Below are 20,580 nucleotides of genomic sequence, written 5' to 3'. Positions count from 1 at the left end.
GCGGCGGCCCTCACAGCAGGCCGGCCTGCTGCATCATCTGCACGGTGCGCGGCCCGTCGAGCGCGTTGGGGTCGATGGGCGGCGCCCCGAGCTGCGCGATCGGGGGCAGGCGGGGGTTCGACGGCACCGCCGGGTTCACCGTGTACTCCAGCGCCGTGCTGTTCGCGAGCACGCGCTGCCCGTCGGGCCCGTTGAGGTAGGCCACCAGCGCCTGGGCCTCGCGTGGGGTGTCGCTCGAGCGGAGCACGCCGCCGCCGGAGGTGGACAGGAACGCACCCGGGTCCTGGTTGCCGAAGTAGTGGAGCTCGGCGTTCGCGCTGTTGGCGCCGGCCTCGGCGCGGTCCTTGGACCAGTAGTAGTGGTAGATGATCCCGGCGGGGATCTCGCCGGCGTTCACGGCGCGCATCGTCGCGGTGTTGCTCTGGTAGAGCCGCCCGTTGGTCTCGAGGCCCTGGAGCCACTGCCCGGTGGCGGCCTCGCCGCGGGTGGCGGCGACGGCGCTGACGATGGCCTGGAAGTCGGCGCCGCCGGGCGGGAACCCGACGCGGCCCTGCCACTGCGGCCCGGCGAGATCCATGATCGAGCGCGGGAGCTGGTCGGCGGGCAGCAGCCGTGGGTTGTAGACCAGCACCGTCGAGCGCGCGGCGATCCCGACCCAGTCGTTCGCCGCCGACCGGAACTGCGGCGGCACCTGGCCCAGCGCGGCCGGTTCCACCGGGGCGAACAGGCCGCGGTCGGACACCAGCGACATCGCCGGGGAGTTCTCGGTGATGAACACGTCGGCGGGTGAGGCCTGGCCCTCCTGGACGATCTGGTTGGCGAGCTCGCTGTCGTCGCCGTTGCGCACCTCGACCCGGATGCCCGTGCGTGCGGTGAAGTCCCGGACCCACTCCTGGGCGAGGTCCTCGTGCTGGGCGTTGTAGAGCGTCACCGTGGCCGGCTCGGGCGGACCCGCCGACCCGCAGCCGGCGAGGAGCAGGGCTCCCACGACGAGGCCGATGACACCCCTGCTCACCCGCACGACGCCTCCTCATCTCCCGACCGAGGTAAACCTAGCATTACCTTCATGAGGGGGACTCTGTACTCCTCGCGGCCGTGAACAGGACGGAACTGGACATAACAGGACAGGCTTGCCTACCTTGCTGCGCGTGCAGCTGTACGTGTTCTCGGTCGACCCGGGGTTCGTCCACGACGTCGTGGCCGCCGGCGCCGCGGGCGTCGTCGTCGACTGGGAGTGCCGTGGCAAGGCTCGCCGCCAGGAGGGCCAGGACACCGAGATCAACCGGCACACGCCCCGGGACCTCGAGCGCGTCCGGGCCGCCACCGGCGGGCGCGTGCTCTGCCGGGTCAACGCGTACGGGCCGTGGACCTCCGGCGAGGTCGAGGCCGCCGTCGCGCGCGGCGCCGACGAGCTCCTGCTGCCGATGGTGCGCCGGCCGGAGGAGGTCGACCGGACTCTCGAGCTCGTCGACGGCCGGTGCGGGCTCGGCATCCTCGTCGAGACGCGGGACGCGGTCGCCCGCGTCGCCGAGCTGGCCCGCCGTCCGCTGAGCCGGCTCTACGTCGGGCTCAACGACCTGCGGATCGACCGTGGCGCCACCGACCTGTTCACCCCGCTGCTCGACGGCACCGTCGATGCGGTCCGCGCGGCGGTCGACGTGCCGTTCGGGGTGGCCGGCCTCACGCTGCCGGGACGCGGCGACCCCGTGCCGACGGAGTTGCTCGCCGCCGAGCTCGACAGGATCGGTGCCGCGTTCACCTTCCTGCGCCGGTCCTTCCTCGCCGACCTCGCCGACCGCGACCCCGCCGTGGAGATCCCGCGGATGCACGCCGCCTGCGACGCCCTGCGCGGCCGCACCCCCGCGCAGGTGCGGGCCGACCGGGCCGAGCTGGTCGCCCTCCACGGCCGCCTCGCGCGCCCCGCCGCACCCCTCCTGCCCGCGTGACCCGCGTGCTCGTGACCGGCGCCGGCGGGTTCGTCGGGCGCCACCTCGTTGCCCGCCTGCGCGCCGACGGGTGGGACGTCATCGCCCCGCCGCGCGCCGAGGTCGACCTCGCCGACCCCGACGCCGGGCGCGAGGCGGTGCGGGCCGCCGACCCCGACGTGGTGTTCTGGCTGGCCGCCGGCCGCGCGAAGGCCACCGCCGCCGATCGGGCGGCCACCACCGCGGTCAACACCGCACCGTGGCTGGTCGACGCCCTGCCCGCTCGGTGCCGCACCGTGGTCCGGCTGGGGTCGTCGACCGAGTACGGCGCGTCCGGGCGCCCGATGGCCGAGGACGCCCCGGTGACGCCCCGCGGCTTCTTCGGCGCGACCAAGGCCGCCGGCTCGCTGCTGCTGCTGGCCGCGGCCGCCGAGCGGGGCGTCCGGGCAGCGGTGCTGCGCGCGTTCCAGGTCTACGGACCCGGCGACCACGCCGACCGCTTCGTCCCGACGGTCCTCGCCGCGGCGGCGAGCGGCGCGACGCTGCCGCTGACCGCCCCCGGGCGGTGCCGCGACTGGGTGTGGGTCGGCGACGTGGTCGACGCCTGCGTGCGTGCCGCCGCCGACGACGCCCTGCCGCCGGGGCAGGTGCTCAACCTCGGGACCGGGACGCAGACCACCAACGAGGACCTCGTCGGCCACGCCGAGCGGGCCACCGGCCGACCGATCGCCCGCGCGGTGGGCGCCCACCCCGGCCGCGCCTGGGACACCGCCGACTGGGTCGCCGACCCGGCCCTCGCCGGCCGACTGCTGGGCTGGACGCCGGCCGTCGACCTCCAGGAGGGCCTGCGCCGCACCTGGGCGGCCCGGTGAGCACCGAGGTTCGCGCCCCCGAGGCCGCACCCGTGGCGACGGGGACCGTCGCGGTCGTCGTGCCCGTCTACCGCAACGCCGCCACGCTGCCCGCGCTGGTCGAGCGCCTCGGGGCCGCCCTCGCCGAGCAGGCGTGGCGGGTGCGCCTCGTCGTGGACGGCTCGCCCGACGACAGCGCGGCGGTGGGCGCCGAGCTGGCCGCGCGCGACCCGCGTGTCGCGGTGACCGTGCTGGCGCAGAACGTCGGCCAGCACCGGGCCCTCGAGCGCGGCCTCGCCGACGAGCCCGACGCCGACGCGTGGGTGTGCCTGGACGCCGACCTGCAGGACCCGCCGGAGGCGCTGCCCGCCCTGCTCGACGCGCTGGCCGGGACCGTCGACCGGCCCGACGCCGTGTTCGCCGGTCGGCGGGGCGTGTACGGGACGCGGGGGCGCCGGGTGACGGGCGCGCTGCACCGCCGCGCCGTCAGCGCCCTGACCGGGCTGCCGCCCGACGCGGGTGCGTTCCTCGTGCTCGGCCCCCGCGCTCGGGAGGCGGTGCTGGACGCCCGCGCCCCCAGCCTCGTGGCGGCGATCGGCGCCGCCCGCCTGCCGGTGCGCAGCGTCCCGGTGGCTCGTGACGCCCGGGCCGAGGGCGCCTCGGCGTGGACCGGCGCCGCGCGCCTGCGCCTGTCGCTGCGCAGCCTGGGCTGGCTGGTGGCCCGGCGCGCGACCTCGTCGTCGTGGGTCTGGTGGGCGGGCCCCGCCGTCCTGGCCCTGGTGCTCGGCTCGGTGATCGTGTTCGGCCGCGCCCACGGGCTCTGGTACGACGAGCTCTACTCGATGGAGGTCGCGCGCCGACCGCTCTCCGAGATCCTCCGCGCGGCCTGGGAGGGCCACGGCACCACCTGGTCCCTGCGCGACATCCCGCCGTCCTACAACCTGCCCTGGTACGTGCTCGCCCACCTGTGGCTGTGGTTGGTCGGGAGCGAGGCCGACCCCGTCCTGCGGGTGCTGTCGCTGCTGGCGGGGGCGGTCGGCGTCGCGGTGCTGACGCGCGCGGTCGCCCGGCTCGGCGGGCCTCGGCGGATCGCGGTGGTCGCGGGGCTCGCGGTCGCGGCGAACCCCCTGGTGCTCGCGTGGATCACGGAGGCCCGGCCCTACGGCGTCGCGGTGCTCGCGGTCGCGGGGACGGCGCTGGGCCTCGCCCGGTGGCTCGACCGGTGCCGGGGCGGGCTGCTCCTCGTCGGGTTGGCCGGCGCCGGAGCCGGCCTCGCCCACTGGTTCGCGCTGCTGGCCGTCGCCGGGATCGTCGCCGGCGGCGCGGCCCTCGCGCCGCGGCGGTCCCCGGCGCTGCTCGTGGTGGGCGCCCTCGCCGCGCTGCCCACCGCCGCGATGGTGGAGCTCAACCGGTCGACGGTCGGCGACCGCAACGCCGCCCTGCTCTACGACACCGAACTGCGCCTGCCGCTCTTCGCGGCCTGGCAGTGGTCGGGCACCGACTACGGGACGGCGCTGGTCGTCGCCGTCCTCGGGCTGCTCGGGATCGTCCGGGGCGCGCGGCGCCTGCGCGTCGTGGCGCTCGCCTGGGTCGGGGTGCCGGTAGCCCTGCTCCTCGCCGTCGAGCACTGGGTGCGCCCGGTCTACGAGCCGCGCTACGTGCTCGCGGCGCTGCTCGGACTGGGCGTCCTCACCGCCTGCGGTGCGGCCGGATGGTCGTCGCGGCGTGTCGCGGTCGTGCTGTCGGTGGTGCTGGTCGCCGCGTCGCTGGCCGCGTCGACGACGCTGCTGCGGGTCACGCCGCGCGAGCGCGCCGACGACGCCGCAGCCCTGATCGCGGCCGCGCACCGCCCGGGCGACGCGGTGGTCGCGGGGGACCGGCAGTCCGCCCTCGGTCTCGAGCACCACGTGCGCACGCGCCACCCGCAGATCGCCCCCGACCTGCGCGTTCCTCCGGTGCTCGCCGTCCCCGACCCGCCCGTCGTCTGGTACGTGCGGGTGCCGATCATCCGCGGCGAGACCGGGCCCGTGGACGGCGACGAGCTGCTCGTCCGGGCGGGCCTGCGGGTCCAGGAGCAGTGGTTCCTCCGCGGCACCTGGACCTCCCTGATGGTCCAGCGCTGGGTCCGATGATGGCGACCCCGAACATGTTCTGGCCCTGAATGACGTCGTCGAGCCGCACCCCGGCCCGGGCCAGCTGCGGGTCCGGGTCGCCTACGACCAAGTCCCAGGGCGTGGTGTAGCGCGGTCTGCCGCGTGATCCTTCTGGTTGGTGAGGCGCTGAGCGCCGGGACGAGCTCGGTGTTGCCTCCTCGGGGTTGTGCGGGGCGACCGCGGCTCGGGGGCGTCGAGTCGTGTCTAGCAACGCTCTGTCGAAGTCCTGATCGGTTTTGGAGCCGTTCGAGGGTATATCCGATGCTTGGCCCACTCATTCGGGTTAGTGCTGTGGCTCAGTGTTACATCGACACTGAGGGACTCCCGCGCGACACGACGGCGGAGGGGGGTTCGTTGGCGTCGCCGCCGCCGTGTCACGGGGTCGGACCGAGTGGAGTGATTCCTGTGGACGACGACACGTTCGAACCACCGAACGACGGCACGTGGGAGCTGGACACGACCCACAACAACCGGCCGATCACCTCGTTCACGCGGTCCGCGCTGGTCTCCGGCTTCCCGCGCGGGTTCGCCGAAGGGTTGGCGCGCTACGGGCTGCTGCTCGGCCGCTACGACGTGGCGGTGATCGGCGGTTTCATGTACGCCCAGCGTCTGCCGTACGGCTTCGGTGGGACAGCGACCCCCGAGCAGATGCGTGCGCGGGTCGAGACGTCGTCCCGCGCGTTCACCGAGCGGTTCTGGCGGGAGGACCTCACCCACTGGGACGAGGTGGTCAAGCCCGACGCGATCGCCGCGCATCTGGCCGTCCAGGCGGTCGACCCGACGCGGCTGTCGGACGACGAGCTGGCCGAACACGTCGCGCGGTGCCGGGACCATCTCGAGGCGATGGTCGAGCTGCACCACCGCTACAGCGCGCCCTCGCTGATGGCGACCGGGGACTTCCTCGCCGGCGCCCTGGAGTGGACCGGCGCGACCGCCGGGGAGCTGATGGGCTTGCTGCGGGGTACCTCCCCCATCTCCACCGGGTTCGCCACCGCGGAGCTGGACGCGCTGGTCGATGCCGTCTCCGCATCCGAGAGCGCGCGAGCGATCCTCCGCTCGCCCGGCGACCCGGCGGCTGTCCTCGGTGCCCTCAGCACTGACCCCGGCGCGGGGCCGGCCGCCCAGGCCTACCTCGACGCCGTTCGGTACCGGTCGATCGGTTACGACGTCGGGGAACCGTCCGCGGGTGAGCTACCCGCGATGGAGGTCGGGGCGATCCGGGCGGCCGTCGCGCACCGGAAGACCGGGCCGGGGGACGACGGGGATACCGCGCTGATCGCGATCCGCGCGCGGGTACCCGCCGAGAAGCTCGCCGAGTTCGACGATCGACTGCACGAGGCACGGCTGGCCAACCGGCTCCGCGACGAGCGAGCCACGTACTCCGACGGGTGGGCCGTCGGCCTCGCCCGCCGCGCCCTGCTCGAGACCGGACGCCGGCTCGCCGCCCGCGGCGCGCTCGCCGACCCGGAACACGCCGTCGACGCGGACGCGGCCGAACTCGCGGCGCTCCTGCGCGGCGAGCCGGGTCCGAGTGCGGACCAGGTGGCCGCGCGGTTCCGACGCCGCACGACCCTGACCGTCGACGACGCGCCGCTGCTGATCGGCCCGCCGCCGTCACCGCCCCCACCACTGGACGCGGTCCCCGAGCCTGCCCGTCGCGCCACGCTCGCGACGGACGCCGCGATGGGCAACCTGTTCGGGGTCCCCGACACCCCGAACTCCGCAACGACGCTCCACGGGCTCGCGGTCAACACCGGCGTCTGTGAGGGCCCGGCCCGCCTCGTCGTCGACGGCACCGACCTCGACCGCGTGCAGCAGGGAGACGTGCTGGTCACCCGCATGACCTCGCCCTACTTCACCGTCGTCCTGCCGTTGCTCGGCGCCGTCGTCACCGACCGCGGCGGCCAGCTCAGCCACGCCGCGATCGTCGCGCGCGAGTACGGCATCCCGGGCGTCGTCGGCACCCGCGAGGCCACCCGGCTCATCCCGGACGGAGCGTGGGTGCGGGTCGACGGGACGACCGGCGAGGTACGGCTACTGGATTGAGGGCGGCATGTGCCCATTGACCCCGCTCGTCGAGGCCACCGACACCGCCGCGTTCGGCGAGAAGGCGGTGTCGCTCGGAGCGGCCGCCCGCGCCGGTCTGCCCGTGCCGACCGGGTTCGCGCTGTCCGTGGACGCGGTCGATGCCGTGATCCGTGCGGACCCGGATGTCGTCACACCGCTGCGGGCGGCCTGTGCCGGGGGCGGCCGGCGAGCCGTACGCTCCAGCGCGGTCGGCGAGGACTCCGGGGTGGCCAGCTTCGCCGGTGCCCACCGCACCGTCCTCGGCGTGTGTCGGCCCGACGCCGTAGTGGCGGCCGTTCGACGCGTGCACGCCTCCGGTGCAGAGGCCGGCGCCCGCGCGTACCGCAGCCGGCTCGGCCTCGGCCCGTGTCGGATGGGCGTCGTGATCCAGGAGCTCGTGCCGGCGGACGTGGCCGGGGTGATGTTCACGCGCAACCCGGTCACCGGCGCCGAGGAGCGGGTGATCGAGGCGAGCTGGGGTCTCGGCGAGGCCGTGGTCGCCGGACTGGTCGTCCCGGACCGGTACCGGCTCGACACCGGCGGGCGGGTGATCGAGCGCTCGTCCGGGGAGAAGGACGTCGCGCTCCGTGCCGGTCCGGAGGGCACCGAGGAAGTCGCGGTCGCCGGTCCGGCGGTCCACACGCCGTGCCTGGAGGACGCGCAGCTGGCCGCGCTGCACGCCCTCGCCGAGGCGTGCGACACCGTCTACGGGTCCCGCGGACACGACATCGAGTTCGCCCTCGTCGACGGCGCCGTGTTCCTCCTGCAGCGACGCCCGATCACCGGTGGCTGAGCCCGGAGCACGGCGCGCGCTCGGAGCACGGCGCGCGCTCGGAGCGGCGCTGCTCGCCTCCTCACTGCTGCCGCTGAACTCGACCATGATCGCGGTGGCCCTCCCCGACATCGCCCGCGAGTTCGCCCGGGCACCGGGGGCGGTGGCACAGGCCGTCGTGGCGAGTTACCTCGTCGCCGCGCTCGTGCTGCAGAGTCCGGGCGGCAAGCTGGGCGACCGCCTGGGGCAGTGGCGGGTCCTCACCATCGGTCAGCTGCTGACGGCCGCCGGCGCCGTGCTCGGCATCCTGGCGTGGGGGCTCGCCACGCTCGCCGTGGCCCGGGTGCTGATGGCCGCGGGCGGGGCCGCGACCGTGCCGGCGACGTTGGCCCTGCTGCGGATCGAGCTCCCGCCGGAGCGCCGCGGTCGCGCCTTCGGGCTGTTCGGCGCGATCATGTCGCTGGCGGCGGGCATCGGCCCGGTGGTCGGCGGCGAACTGGTCGGCGTCTTCGGATGGACCAGCATCTTCGCGGTCAACCTGCCGGTGATCGGCCTCTCGGCGCTGCTCGCCAGCGGGCACCGACGACGGGCCGAGTCGACGCACCGCTCGCGCTTCGACCTGGTCGGTGCGGTCCTGCTCACGACTACACTGAGCGCGCTCGTCCTGGGCCTGGAGGCCGACGGGGTGAGGGCTGCGGTCCTCCTCGGTGCCTGCGCCGCCCTGCTCGCGCTGTTCGTGTGGTGGGAGCGCCGGGCCGACGACCCGGTCGTGATCTTCGCGCTGTTCGGCTCGCTGTCGTTCACGGCGGGGTCCCTCCTGCTGGCCTTCCAGAACCTGGCGGTGTACACGCTGCTGTTCGAGCTGCCCCAGGTGCTCGACGCGCTGCTCGCCGTCGACGCCGCCGCCACCGGCCGGCTCCTCGTCGCGATGACGGCCACGACGGTCCTTGCCTCCCTGGTGGCCGGGCGGCTCACCGACCGGATCGGGCCGCGGCCGGTCGCGGTCGGCGGGACCGTGTGCTGCCTCGTGGCGGTGGGCCTGCTGGCGGCGAACGACCTGTCCTCGGTGCGATCGCTGGTCCTGCCGCTCGCGCTGTTCGGTCTCGGTGTCGGGTTGGCGACCCCCGCGGCACAGAGCGCGTCGCTCGCCGCCGTCCCGCGCGAGCGCAGCGGCGCCGCCGCCGGCATCAACTCGACCATGCGCTACCTCGGCGGAATCGTCGGGATCGCGCTCCTCGGACGCCTCGTCGACACCGGCAACCGGCTCGCGGTCCTCGGCGAGCACCACACCGTCCTGGGTGTCTTCGCCGCGGCGCTGGTCGCGGGCCTCGCCTGCGCGGTGGCCCTGCCCGGACGGTCGGTGGGCGCGAGCAGCGCCTCGGTGACGGGCGGCTCGTGACCGGCCGGTTCGAGCGCTGGACCGGATGTGTGATCTATGCCACCAATGGGGCACCACACCGCCATGGACAGGCGCAGGGCCTTCGTCGCGTCCCTGTCAGGGACATCGCTGGAGTACTACGACTTCGCCGTCTACGGCACGGCGTCGGCGCTGGTGTTGCCACAGCTCTTCTTCCCCGGCAACGACCCGGTGACCGGTCTGCTCCTCGCGTTCACGACCTTCGCGGTCGGCTACGTGTCCCGGCCGCTCGGTGGCTTCGTGTTCGGGCGGCTCGGGGACACCGTCGGGCGCAAGCGTGTCCTCGTGATCACGCTGCTGCTCATCGGGGTCGCCACCGTGCTGATCGGGTTGCTGCCGACCTACCGCACGATCGGGGTCGCCGCGCCGATCGTGCTCGTGCTGCTGCGCTTCGCCCAGGGCGTGGGCGTCGGGGGCGAGTGGGGGAGCGCGGTGCTGCTCTCCGGAGAGTTCGGTGATCCCCGCCGCCGCGGCTTCTGGTCCTCGGCGGCCCAGATCGGCCCGCCCGCGGGCAACCTGCTCGCCAACGGCGTCTTCGCCGTCCTGGCCGCCGCGCTCACGGCCGACCAGCTGCTCTCGTGGGGCTGGCGCGTGGCGTTCCTGCTCTCCGCGGTGCTCGTGGCCTTCGGCCTGTGGATCCGGCTGCGGCTCGAGGACACCCCGGTGTTCCGCGCGCTGCAGGCCGCCGGATCGACGCCGGCGCACCCGATCGTGGAGGTCCTGCGGACCCAGCCACGCGCACTCCTCGCCGTGGTCCTCTCCCGCCTGGGTCCTGACGTGGCCTACTCGCTGCTCACCGTCTACGTCCTGACCTATGCGACCCGGACCGCTGGGTTCTCGCGTGCCCAGGTGCTCTCCGCGGTGCTGATCGGCTCGGCGCTGCAGCTCGGGCTCGTCCCGGCCTTCGGGGCGCTGTCGGACAGGTGGAACCGGCGGGCCCTCTCCGTCGTCGCCGTGCTCGGCGGGGGCGTGTGGGTCTTCGTGCTGTTCCCGACCATCTCCTCGAGGACGTTCGCCTTGCTGGTCCTCGGCGTCGTGGTCGGCCTCGTCCTGCACGCAGCCGCCTACGGCCCGCAGGCCGCGTTCATCACCGAGCAGTTCTCCCCGCGGCTCCGCGCCACCGGCTCGTCGCTGGGCTACACCGTCGCCGGTGTCGTCGGCGGCGCGATCGCGCCGCTGCTGTTGACGCAGTTCCAGGCCAGCTTCGGCTGGGTCGCGGCGGCGTCGTACGTCGCCGTCGCGTGCGTCCTGTCGGCTGTTGGTCTGGCCCTCGGACGCAACCACGATCCGCGTGAGGACGAGGAGCTGGCCGCGGCGATGGCAGGCGAGCCGTCTCCCTCGCCGACTCCCACGGCGGAGGCCGGTGACCAGGAGGCGACACGTCCGACGGGCACGTCCGTGGGTCCGGACCGCCCGTGATCCGCCCCGCACGTCCGCGTCCGCGAGTGCACGGGCTCCGGGACCTCAGCGGTCCGCGGGGTGCATCGCCGACTCGGCCGGGCGACCCGTCGAGGGCCCTGGCCTCAGGGGGACCCGCACCCGGCGCAGACGCACCCGCCCTCCCCACCGCAACACGACGGGCCTGGGCCGCCCTCGTCGAACCGCTCGACGCCGAACGCCCGTCGGAGCTTCTCCGGATCCGGCGAGCCGCCCAGTGCGGTCGAGATGCGCTCCCACGACCAGTCAGCCGCTCTCGCCTCCCGCACCGCCGTCGCGAATTCGGTCTGCGCCCGTTGCCGAGCTTTCACCGCGCGACGCATGAGGTCGTCCACCGGTGCGGTCACACCCAGAGCATGACGCTCCTCCGGGCCGGGGTCGAGGGTCACCGGTCCAGGTGGTTCCCGATCCCGATCCAGGTCACGGCGCTCAGTCGCCCGACTCGAACTTGAAAGAGATGGCGAGACGGACGCGGAAGCCGGTCACCCGTCCCTCCTCGACGACCACATCGGAGCGGACGAGCTCGGCGATGCGGATGTCCCGCACGGACTTCGCAGCGGTCTCGACGGCGTTCCGAGCCGCCGCTTCCCACGACTCGCTGCTCGTACCGATGACCTCGGTGACGCGGTAGACGCTCTCGGTCACGACCTGACCTCCTCACGGGAAGAACGCTGCAGGCCAGGTGTGATCCAGACCACATCGTTCCACGACGGTAGCCCGACCCTCGAAGGAACGCCACCGTGTCGTTGCGCCGCCGCCAGGAGTTCCCGGGGGGCAGGCGAGTGCCCGGGGACCTCGTGTCGTCGAGTCGACGGCCCGAGGTGGGCTGACCGTCGGCCGGTCCTCAGGGACTCTGCACCTCGGCGAGCTCTCTACGCAGGTCGTCGACCAGGTCATCGACCTCCGGGCAGCCGTCGGGATCCGCGACGACGGTGATGGTCAGTGCCCCGGCGTAGGAGAAGGCGCCGAACACGACCGGGACGTTCCCGGTCGTCGTCGTGATGGGGATGAGGTCGACGACCCGGGCGCCGAGGAACGCGAGGGGTGTCGCCGGGCCGCGCAGATTGGTCACGAACGTCGTGACGAGGTGCTGGTGGTCGAGGAGCCAGGGGAGTGCCCCGGTCGCGGCGACGAGGCGGAACCCGGCGTCGAGCAGCGGCGCGGACGCCGCCCGCGGGCTCTGGTCCCGTCCCGCGGTCCGGCGGGCGACAGTGGCAAGGCGGGCCTCGGCCGGCCCCGTCGTCGGGACGGCGACGGGCAGGACGCCGACGGCATTGCCCACCTGGTCGGCGGTCGTGCGTCGCCGCGCCGAGATCGGCACCGAGACGACGACGTCGTCGACCGTCTCCCCGCGCCGGGCCAGCAGGGCGCCCAGTACCCCGCCCACGGTCGCGAGGACGACGTCGTTGACCGTACCGCCGCGGCGGTGGGCAGCCTCGCGCACCGCCGCGAGATCCGTCCGAACCGCGCGGAGGACACGTCGTGAGCCGGTCGGGCAGTCGAGCGAAGACCGGGGCGCGCGGGGCGCACGAGTCGAGCGGAGCTCGCGGACGGCATCGTGGAGCTGCCGCAGGGCCCGCGGCAGGTGGGCCAGCACGGCGGCCCGCGCCCGCAGGGCGTCGACGGCGAGCGCTCGTGTGGTGGGGGGTCGGCGCGGGAAGCTGCGGTCCTCGGCAGGTGGGGCTCCGTCGACGAGCTGCGCGAGGGCGGCGAGGCCGCCGATGCCGTCCGCGAGCACGTGGTGGAACACCAGGACGAGCGCGCCCCGGTCTCCCTCGCCGCCACTGACCACGACCACCTCCCAGGGAGGGCGCCGCAGCGACACCCGGGAGCCCACCGCAGCTATCGCGACGTCGAACAGGGTGGTCCGGTCGGACCCGGGGACGCTCACCTCCCGCACGTGGTGCTCGACCGAGAAGTCCGGGTCGTCGACCCAGATCGGCCGGCCACACAGCGGCGGGGTCCGCACGAGCTTGCGCCGCAGCCGTGGAACCGCCTGCACCCGCTCGGCGAGGGCGCGGCGCACCTCGGAGGGAGTGAGGGCGCGGTCGAGGACGAGCAGCGCACCGACCTGCCACGGCACGGGGCCGCGATCGACCGCCAGCTCGAGCAGGTCGTCCGGGCGCGCCCGGTCGATCATCCCGTCCGGCTGCACGGCGGCGAGCCTCACGGCCGGCGGTCCCCCGGGACAGGGCCGGAGGTCCTGCCCGACCGGGTCCGAGGCGTCGGCTGGTCGGACTCGCCGTCACGTCGGGCGTGCTCGCCTCCTCGTGACCGTCAGCGGTCCTCGAGTACGCGACGTCTCGTGGCGTACTCGTCGGCGTCGATCTCGCCGCGGGCGAAGCGCTGGTCGAGCACCTCGCGGGCGTCCGGAGCGCGGACCTGCGGTGAGCGAGCCGATCGTGACCAACCCAGCAACGCCACCACGGCCGTCAGCAGGAGGACCCAGACGAGCAAGCCCGTCACGCCGATGATGGCCGGGGTCATCCAGGCGCCTCCGTGACCCCACATCATCTCGGCCTCCCTCCTCGGAGTGTCGGGGGAGACGCTGGTCGGACGCGGGCGGAGCGATCAGGGGCGAACGGTCACCGTCTCGGGGACCGAGGGCCCCCGGGCTCCGCAGGTCCGCGACGAGGAGCTCCCGGTTCCCGGCGCGCGCCGGGTCCTCGACGCCGGGCCTGCCGGGCCGGACGGACCAGGAGACGCGGGACGTCCGGCGCCCGTCCGATGACCACCGAACGGTCGTTCGGCCCTGAGGTCGCCGTCGCATCCACGCCATCGTGCGGAGGTCGTCGTCCGCCGCCGATCCGGAGGTCCCCATGTCCGTCCCGGGCGCCACGCCCGCCGACGGTGGTGTGGTCGTCGGCCGAAGCACCGCTCGGTCTCGCACGCCGCGATCGGGAAAGGCCGCCGGCCCGTCCTCGTCGTCCCGACGGGCAGCGCGGGCACCGCGACGGAGGACGCGAGCCCGGCGGGCCGGCACGAGCGGGCTTCCGGGCCCCGTTGATGGATCACGACACCAGGAGGACACCATGACCGAGCACCTGCCGACCGTGGTCTGCGGGATCGACGATTCGGTCGGGGGCCGCGCGGCCCTCGAGGAGGCGATCCGGCGTGCCGGCCGCCGGGGGGCACGGATTCGCGCCGTGCTCGTGTACGAGCCGCCGGAGATGTCCGGGGCGTGGGGCTGGGGCCCGACCGGCGCCGTTCCGCTGCCCCGGCTCGAGGTGTACCAGCAGAGCGAGCGGCGGGTCGCGCGGAAGATCGTCGAGCCCGTCCTCGAGGCGGTCCGGCCCGAGCTGCCGACCATGCCCCCGGTCGAGATCGACGCGGTCCCCGGGTGGCCGGTCGAGGCCCTGGTGGAGGCTGCGGAAGGGGCCCAGGAACTGGTGGTCGGCCACCGCGGGCGCGGGGCCGTCTCGAGCGTGCTGATGGGCTCGACGAGCCTGGGCTGCGTGCTGCACGCGCCCTGCCCGGTCACCGTGGTGCCCGCCCGTGACCGACCGCCGACGACGGAGAGCGTGATCGTGGTGGGGGTGGACGGGTCACCGGGGGCCGAGGAGGCGCTGCGCTGGGCCCTGGCGGAGGCCGGACGTCGTGGTGCCGCGCTGCGCGCGGTGGTCGCGGTGCGTCCGCCCGAGTCGTACTCCTTCGAGGACGTCGTGCAGCCCGATCCGGCAGAGGGCCGCAGGCTGGCCACCGCCGAGGTCCGCCGACGCATCGAGGAGCTGCGCGAGCAGACCGGGTCGACGGCGGAGGCCGAGGCGATCGCGATCACCGGTTCGTCCGTGCCGACCCTGGTCGAGGCGGCCGTCGACGCCGAGCTCCTCGTCGTCGGGCACCGCGGGCGGGGACCGTGGCGCAGCGCGCTGCTCGGCTCGGTGGCGCTCGGCGTCGTGCTCCACGCCCCGTGCCCGGTCACCGTGGTTCCGCCGCCGGTCCCGACGCCCGCCACGGCCCACGCGGCGGAGGAGTCGGCCACCGCGCTGCCGATCGGCCCGATCGCGTGACCGGGCCCGCCGCCGTCCGCGAGACCCACACCGCGGTGCTGTGGTTCCTCGACGACCGGGTGCACAAGCTCAAGAAGCCGGTCGACCTCGGTTTCTGCGACTTCACCACCGTGGCCGCGCGCCGCGAGGCCTGCGAGCGCGAGGTCGCGCTCAACGCGCGGCTGAGCCCGGAGGCCTACCTCGGGATCGAGACGCTGCTCGGCCCGGACGGCGCCGTCGCCGACCACCTCGTGCTGATGCGCCGGATGCCGGCCGACCGCAGCCTGGGCGCACTCGTGCGCGAGGGCGCCCACGTCGACGACGAGCTGCGCGCGGTGGCGCGCCGCTTGACGGCGTTCCACGCGATGGCGCGCCGCGGCCCGGAGGTCACCCGCGAGGGCCGGGCCGAGGCGCTGCGTGGGCGCTGGCGCGGGGTCCTCGCCGGCCTGCGCCGGCACGTCGGGGAGATCCTCGACCACGACGACGTCGCCCGCGTCTCGGCCCTGGCGACCCGCTACCTCGCCGGCCGCAGGACGCTGTTCGACCTGCGCTGCGAGGCCGGACGCATCGTCGACGGCCACGGCGACCTGCTCAGCGACGACGTGTTCTGCCTGCGCATGGGGCCGGTGCTCCTCGACTGCCTGGAGTTCGACGACCGGCTGCGCTACCTCGACACCCTCGACGACGCGGCGTTCCTGGCGATGGACCTCGAGCACCAGGGCGGTCCCGCGTTGGGCGAGCGTTTCCTCCGGCTCTACGGGGAGTTCTCCGGAGACCGCTGGCCGGCCTCGCTGGGCCACCACTACCGCGCCTACCGGGCCGCGACCCGCGCGGCGGTGTCCGCGGTGCGCGTCGACCAGGGCGGCCCCGGGGTCGAGGAGGCCCGTGCCCTGCTCGGCCAGGCCCGGCGGCACCTCGAGGCGGGCCAGGTGCGCCTGGTCCTCGTCGGCGGCCTGCCCGGCACCGGCAAGACGACGGTGGCCGACGGGCTCGGCGACCGGCTCGGCGCGGCCGTCGTCTCCAGCGATCCGCTGCGCAAGGAGCTCGCCGGGCTCGATCCCACCGAACCCGCGCCGAGCGGGTACGGCGAGGGCCTCTACCGCGCCGAGCACACCGCCTCCACCTACGCGGCGCTGCGCGCCCGGGCCGCCGACCTGCTCGCCCGCGGCGAGACCGTGGTCCTCGACGCCTCGTGGACCGACGCCGACGAGCGCGCCCGGGCGACGGAGCTCGCCACGCAGGCCCACGCCGAGCTCACCTGCCTGGAGTGCCGGGCGCCGCGCGAGGTCACCGAGCCGCGCATCCGCAGCCGGCGCGGGTCCGCCTCGGACGCCACACCGATGGTGGCCGCGGTGATGTCGCTCGACGCCGACCCGTGGCCGGAGGCCACCGTCATCGACACCGCCGGTCCGGCCGAGGCCGCGATCGAGCTCGCCCTCACCGAGGTCCACAGCCCCCGGTCCCACGCCCGCTGGACCGTCATCGGCCGGTGACGGGTGCGGCCCTCCGGCTCCCGACGGCCACGGCCGGGAGCCCCGGGAACTCACCGGGCCGGTGGGTGACCACGAGCGCCGTGCGCTCCCGGGTGACCTCCTCGATCTCGCCGGCCAGCGCGGTCGCGGTGGGCCCGTCGAGGTGGGCGGTGGGTTCGTCGAGGACCACGATCGGCCGGTCGGCGAGCAGGACCCGCGCGACGGCGAGCCGCTGGCGCTCCCCGCCCGACACCGGGCCACCGTGCTCGCCGAGCGGGGTGTCGAGACCGGCCGGCAGCCCGGCGTACCAGTCGGCGAGACGGGCCCGCGCGAGGGCGTGCTCGAGCTCGTGGTCGGTCGCGCCCGGCCGGGCGACGCGCAGGTTCTCGCGCAGCGTGTTGTCGAACAGGTGGGCCGTAGCCCCCGACCAGCCCATCCGGGACCGCACGTCGCCGGCCGCCATCGTGGCCGTGTCCGCGCCGTCCAGGGTGACCGCGCCGCGGCGGGCCGCGAGGGTGCGCATGACCGCGGCGAGGACGGTGCTCTTGCCCGCCCCGGAGGGTCCGGTGAGCAGGGTCCGGCCGCCCGGGGCGAGCGCGAATCCCACGCCCGACACCGCGTCGACCGACGCCCCCGGCCAGCGGACCGCGAGGGCCTCGGTCGCCACGGCCGGGTCGTCGGGAACGGGACGAGGGTCCGCCGGATCGGTGACCGGCGCGTCCCGCTGCTCGAGCTCGGCGAGACGCCGAGCGGCGGGCAGGGCCTGGGCGGTGCGGGCGGCCGCGTCGGGCAGGCCCGCGACGAGCTCGGCGGCGGCCAGCGGGGTCAGCGCGAGCACCGCGAGCGCGGTCGGGGCGAGCGCCCCGCTGCCGACGGCCGCGATGCCGACGGCGGTCGCGCCGGCGGCGGCCAGCCCGGTGGCCAGCACCCCGAGCCCGGCGCCCAGCCCGGCGGCGCCGGCCTGGGCGCGCTCGAGCGCCCCCAGCCGGGCGTCGAGGCGGGCCAGACGTCGCCGCCGCCCGGCCGCCGCGCCCAGCACCAGCAGGTCGGCGGCCCCGTCGAGGAGCTCGACCACGCCGGCCGAGACCGCGGCCCGCGTGGCCGCCGTCGCCCGGTCGGCCCGGCGTCCGGTCGCCACCGCGAGCAGCGGTCCGACGACCCCCGCGAGCAGCAGACCGACGGCCAGGACGACCGCTGCGGCCGGGAGCAGCACCGCGAACAGCGCGACGACCCCCAGGCCGCCCAGCAGCGCGGAGAGTCCCGGGACCAGGCCTCGCACCACGACGTCCTGCTGGGCGTCGACGTCGGCGGTCAACCGGGCGAGCAGGTCGCCCCGGCGCAGCCGGGCGGTCGTCGCCGGGCCCTGCCGGACGAGGGCGTGCCACACCCGCACCCGCAGATCGGTGCCGAGGCGCAGCGCCACGTCGTGGGTGACGAGCCGCTCGAGGTAGCGCAGGACGCCCTTCCCGACCCCGAACGCCCGGACGGCCACGATCGCGACGGTCAGGGCGAGCACCGGCGGGCGCAGGGCGGCCGCCGAGATCAGCCAGGCCGAGGTCGCGGTGAGGGCCACGGTGCAGCCGAGCGCGGCGGCCCCGAGGGCCACCGCGGCCGCCAGCCGGCCCAGCCGGCCGCGCACCGCCCCCGCGAGCCACCGCAGCGGGTGGGTCCCGACGACGGGTGCGGGGTCCGCGACGACGGCCGGTGGCACCTCCACGACCGGAGCGGCGGGCGCAGCCCTCGCCGTCGTGGGCGACGGCACCGTGACCGCGGCCCCGCCGGCCACCGCCACCACGCGGTCGCACGCCGCCAGCACGGTGTCGCGGTGGCTGACCACCAGTGCGCTGCGGCCCGCGAGCGCGGCCGGCAGCGCGGCGACGATGGCGGCCTCGGTGTCGGCGTCGACGCCCTCGGTGGGCTCGTCGAGCAGGAGGAGCGGCCGGTCGGCGAGCAGCGCCCGCGCCAGCGCCACCCGCCGTTGCTGACCGGTCGACAGCCCACCGCCCCGCTCGCCCACCTCGGCGTCGAGGGCCACGTCGAGGTGGGCCGCCCGGGCAGCCGCGGCCACGTCGTCGTCGGGGGCGCCGGGCCGGGCGAGCCGGAGGTTCTCGGCGACGGTTCCCGCGACCAGCACCGGGCGCTGCGGCACCCAGGCCACCCGCTCCCACCACGAGGCGAGGTCGAGTTCGGCCAGGTCCACCCCACCCACGGAGATCCGGCCGCGCTCGGGCCGGCGCAGCCCGAGCAGCAGATCGACCAGGGTGGACTTGCCGACCCCGCTGGCGCCGCGGACGCCGACGACCTCACCGGGCACGATCCGCATCCGGAGTCCGTCGAGCACCGGGCCGTGGCGCCCGTCGACCGTCACGTCCTCGACCCGCAGCGGCACCCGCGACGGGTCCGGTGCGGGCCGCCGGGCGGACCCGGGATCCGGGGGAGCGGTGTCGAGCACCGCGAAGACCTCGCCGGCGGCGGTGAGGCCCTCCGCGCTGTCGTGGAAGCGGGCCCCGAGCGCGCGCAGCGGCAGGTAGATCTCCGGCGCGAGCATGATCGCGAGCAGGCCGGTGGCGAGGTCGAGGCTGCCGTCGACCAGGCGCAGCCCGACCGACACCGCGACCAGGGCCACCGACAGGCTGGCGAGAACCTCGAGCACCAGGGCGGAGAGGAACGCGACCCGCAGGGTGCGCATCGTGGCGCGGCGGTACTCCTCGGCGACGGTACGGAGCCGCTCCGACTGGCGCCCGGCACGCCCGAAGGCCACGAGGACGTCGAGCCCGGCGACGAGGTCGAGGAAGTGGTGGCCCAGCACGGCGAGGGCGCGCCAGCGCTTCGCGGTGTCGTCGCGGGTGTGCAGCCCGACGAGCACCATGAACACCGGGACGAGCGGGACGGTGACCGCCACGATCGCGGCCGCCACCCAGTCCGCGGTGAGCAGCCGGACGCCGACGAGCACCGGCACGGTGGTCGCGAGCAACAGGGTCGGCAGGTAGCGGCGCAGGTACCCGTCGAGGGCGTCGACACCGCGGGTGGCCAGGACGGCCAGCTCGGCGGTGGAGGGCAGGCGCGGGTCGCGCGGGCCGAGGCGCAGCACGTGGTCGACGAGGTCGGCCCGCAGCCGGGCGCGGACCAGCGCGCTGGTGCGCACCGCCGCGGCCTCCGTCGCCCACGTCAGCACGGCACGGGTCCCGCCGACGACGACCAGGGCGAGCACCAGCGGTGCGAGGACGTCGAGCCCGGCGCCGTCGGTGAAGGCCCTCGCCACGGTGCGCGAGAGCAGGTCGGCCTGCGCGACGACGAGGCCGGCGACGGCCACGCCCGCCGCGGCCGTGAGCACCACGAAGGTGCGGGCCGGGCGGACGTGGCGCAGCAGGCGGGGGTCCAGCGGCGTCACCGGGAGCCCTGGGCGGCCTCGGTGCCGGGCTCCGCCGGGTCCGGCCCCGAGCGGTCGCCGCGCCCCCGCGGGGGCAGACCCACCGGCGGCGGGATGACGCCCCGGGTGATCCGGCCCCGGAACACCCAGTACGTCCAGCCCTGGTAGACGAGCACGATCGGTGTGATCACGACGGCCACCCAGGTCATGATGCGCAGGGTGTAGGGCGTCGAGGCCGCGTTGGTGGTGGTCAGCGTGCCGGCCGGGTCCAGGGTCGAGGGCAGGACGTCCGGGTAGAGCACCCCGAACAGCGTCACGGTCGTCGCGACGATCGCGATCGCGGTGGCCGCGAAGGCACGGCCCTCGCGACCCTGCCCGACGGTCAGGACCGCCACCACCAGCGCCAGCGCCGCGATCACGGCCGGGACGAGCGTCCAGCCGCCTCCGTGCTCGGCCTCGGTCCAGCCCAGGAACACCGCCGCGATCGGGACGGCGACCGCCGCGGTCCACAGGGCGGCCTGGACCGCGCGGTCGCGCAGCTCGCCGTCGGTGCGCATCGCGGTGAACACGGCACCGTGGAGCAGGAACACCCCGAGCGTGGTGAGCCCGCCGAGCAGCGCGTAGGGCGTGAGGAGGGTGAGCAGCGTGCCGGTGAACTCGTGCTGCGCGTCCAGCGGCACCCCGTGGACGATGTTCGCGAACGCCACGCCCCACAGCAGGGCCGGCACGGCCGAGCCGACCATGATCACCGCGTCCCAGCGGCGCCGCCAGCGCGGGTCGTCGACCTTGCCGCGGTACTCGAAGGCCACCCCGCGCCCGATCAGCGCCACCAGGATCAGCAGCAGCGCGAGGTAGAAGCCCGAGAAGAGGCTGGCGTACCACTGCGGGAAGGCCGCGAAGGTGGCGCCGCCGGCGACGAGCAGCCACACCTCGTTGCCGTCCCAGACCGGGCCGATCGTGTTGATCATCCGCCGGCGGTCGATCTCGTCGCGGCCCAGCACGCCGAGCAGCGCGCCGACACCGAAGTCGAAGCCTTCGAGGACGAAGTAGCCGGTCCAGAGGACGGCGATGAGCAGGAACCAGATGTCGGTGAGTGCCAGACCGAACACGTCGGTGCCTCGCTTCCG

General features: G+C 75.5%; 15 protein-coding genes. 9 read left to right on the top strand and 6 right to left on the bottom strand.

The window, feature by feature from the left end; translation table 11 throughout:
• Positions 1-10: 10 nt before the first annotated feature.
• Entirely contained in the window at positions 11-1,015 is a 1,005-nt protein-coding gene (locus HH311_RS00440; RefSeq protein WP_211189447.1) for an iron ABC transporter substrate-binding protein, read from the bottom strand.
• A gap of 133 nt (positions 1,016-1,148) precedes the next feature.
• Here HH311_RS00440 and HH311_RS00435 point away from each other — a divergent pair, with 133 nt between their 5' ends.
• From HH311_RS00435 to HH311_RS00405, 7 genes are all read left to right on the top strand, one after another.
• Positions 1,149-1,946 carry an aldolase gene (locus HH311_RS00435; protein ID WP_169181633.1) on the top strand — a complete coding sequence of 266 codons (798 nt, stop codon included), beginning with the start codon at positions 1,149-1,151 and terminating at the stop codon, positions 1,944-1,946.
• Positions 1,943-2,797 (top strand): NAD-dependent epimerase/dehydratase family protein, encoded by an 855-nt coding sequence (locus HH311_RS00430; protein WP_169181632.1) that lies wholly within the window; start codon positions 1,943-1,945, stop codon positions 2,795-2,797. The genes HH311_RS00435 and HH311_RS00430 overlap by 4 nt, the downstream gene beginning before the upstream one ends.
• Entirely contained in the window at positions 2,794-4,908 is a 2,115-nt protein-coding gene (locus HH311_RS00425; protein WP_169181631.1) for a glycosyltransferase, read from the top strand. Before HH311_RS00430 ends, HH311_RS00425 begins: the two co-directional genes overlap by 4 nt.
• A 426-nt stretch (positions 4,909-5,334) precedes the next feature.
• Positions 5,335-6,975: a PEP-utilizing enzyme gene (locus HH311_RS32990; RefSeq protein WP_169181630.1), complete on the top strand. Its 1,641-nt coding sequence runs from the start codon at positions 5,335-5,337 to the stop codon at positions 6,973-6,975.
• A 7-nt stretch (positions 6,976-6,982) separates the two neighbouring features.
• Complete coding sequence (locus HH311_RS00415; RefSeq protein WP_169181629.1) at positions 6,983-7,789, top strand: PEP/pyruvate-binding domain-containing protein; 807 nt, start codon at positions 6,983-6,985, stop codon at positions 7,787-7,789.
• A complete protein-coding gene (locus HH311_RS00410; protein ID WP_211189446.1) occupies positions 7,782-9,167 on the top strand; it encodes an MFS transporter in 1,386 nt (461 codons plus the stop codon). The genes HH311_RS00415 and HH311_RS00410 overlap by 8 nt, the downstream gene beginning before the upstream one ends.
• A 63-nt stretch (positions 9,168-9,230) precedes the next feature.
• On the top strand, positions 9,231-10,604 hold the full coding sequence (locus tag HH311_RS00405) for an MFS transporter (protein ID WP_169181628.1): 1,374 nt from the start codon (positions 9,231-9,233) through the stop codon (positions 10,602-10,604).
• Positions 10,605-11,051: 447 nt separating this feature from the next.
• Here HH311_RS00405 and HH311_RS00400 read toward each other — a convergent pair whose 3' ends face one another.
• From HH311_RS00400 to HH311_RS00390, 3 genes are all read right to left on the bottom strand, one after another.
• Positions 11,052-11,267, bottom strand: a complete 216-nt coding sequence (locus HH311_RS00400; RefSeq protein ID WP_169181627.1) for a dodecin family protein — start codon at positions 11,265-11,267, stop codon at positions 11,052-11,054.
• A 199-nt stretch (positions 11,268-11,466) separates the two neighbouring features.
• Positions 11,467-12,792: a wax ester/triacylglycerol synthase domain-containing protein gene (locus tag HH311_RS00395; RefSeq protein ID WP_169181626.1), complete on the bottom strand. Its 1,326-nt coding sequence runs from the start codon at positions 12,790-12,792 to the stop codon at positions 11,467-11,469.
• A 107-nt stretch (positions 12,793-12,899) separates the two neighbouring features.
• A complete protein-coding gene (locus HH311_RS00390) occupies positions 12,900-13,109 on the bottom strand; it encodes an SHOCT domain-containing protein (protein ID WP_248291979.1) in 210 nt (69 codons plus the stop codon).
• A gap of 545 nt (positions 13,110-13,654) precedes the next feature.
• Here HH311_RS00390 and HH311_RS00385 point away from each other — a divergent pair.
• On the top strand, positions 13,655-14,632 hold the full coding sequence (locus HH311_RS00385) for a universal stress protein (protein WP_169181624.1): 978 nt from the start codon (positions 13,655-13,657) through the stop codon (positions 14,630-14,632).
• Positions 14,629-16,104, top strand: coding sequence for an AAA family ATPase (locus HH311_RS00380; RefSeq protein ID WP_169181623.1), 1,476 nt, complete (start codon positions 14,629-14,631; stop codon positions 16,102-16,104). The genes HH311_RS00385 and HH311_RS00380 overlap by 4 nt, the downstream gene beginning before the upstream one ends.
• On the opposite strand, the gene cydD is transcribed toward HH311_RS00380, so the two are convergent.
• Together cydD and cydB are read right to left on the bottom strand one after the other, a co-directional pair.
• Positions 16,091-19,474 carry a thiol reductant ABC exporter subunit CydD gene (gene cydD, locus HH311_RS00375; protein WP_169181622.1) on the bottom strand — a complete coding sequence of 1,128 codons (3,384 nt, stop codon included), beginning with the start codon at positions 19,472-19,474 and terminating at the stop codon, positions 16,091-16,093. The genes HH311_RS00380 and cydD overlap by 14 nt on opposite strands.
• A complete protein-coding gene (gene cydB / locus HH311_RS00370) occupies positions 19,471-20,553 on the bottom strand; it encodes a cytochrome d ubiquinol oxidase subunit II (protein ID WP_169182557.1) in 1,083 nt (360 codons plus the stop codon). Before cydB ends, cydD begins: the two co-directional genes overlap by 4 nt.
• Positions 20,554-20,580: the final 27 nt, after the last annotated feature.

Source organism: Actinomycetospora sp. TBRC 11914 (genome assembly GCF_012933465.1).
Classification (GTDB): domain Bacteria; phylum Actinomycetota; class Actinomycetes; order Mycobacteriales; family Pseudonocardiaceae; genus Actinomycetospora.
Note: the sequence above shows the minus strand (reverse complement) of the source record. Positions and strands in the feature narration are given on the sequence as shown.

Excerpts from the sequence above, each read along its gene's own strand:
- HH311_RS00415 (WP_169181629.1), top strand. The coding sequence starts at position 6,983 with ATGTGCCCATTGACCCCGCTCGTCGAGGCCACCGACACCGCCGCGTTC.
- HH311_RS00390 (WP_248291979.1), bottom strand. The coding sequence starts at position 13,109 with ATGACCCCGGCCATCATCGGCGTGACGGGCTTGCTCGTCTGGGTCCTC.
- HH311_RS00385 (WP_169181624.1), top strand. The coding sequence starts at position 13,655 with ATGACCGAGCACCTGCCGACCGTGGTCTGCGGGATCGACGATTCGGTC.
- HH311_RS00405 (WP_169181628.1), top strand. The coding sequence starts at position 9,231 with ATGGACAGGCGCAGGGCCTTCGTCGCGTCCCTGTCAGGGACATCGCTG.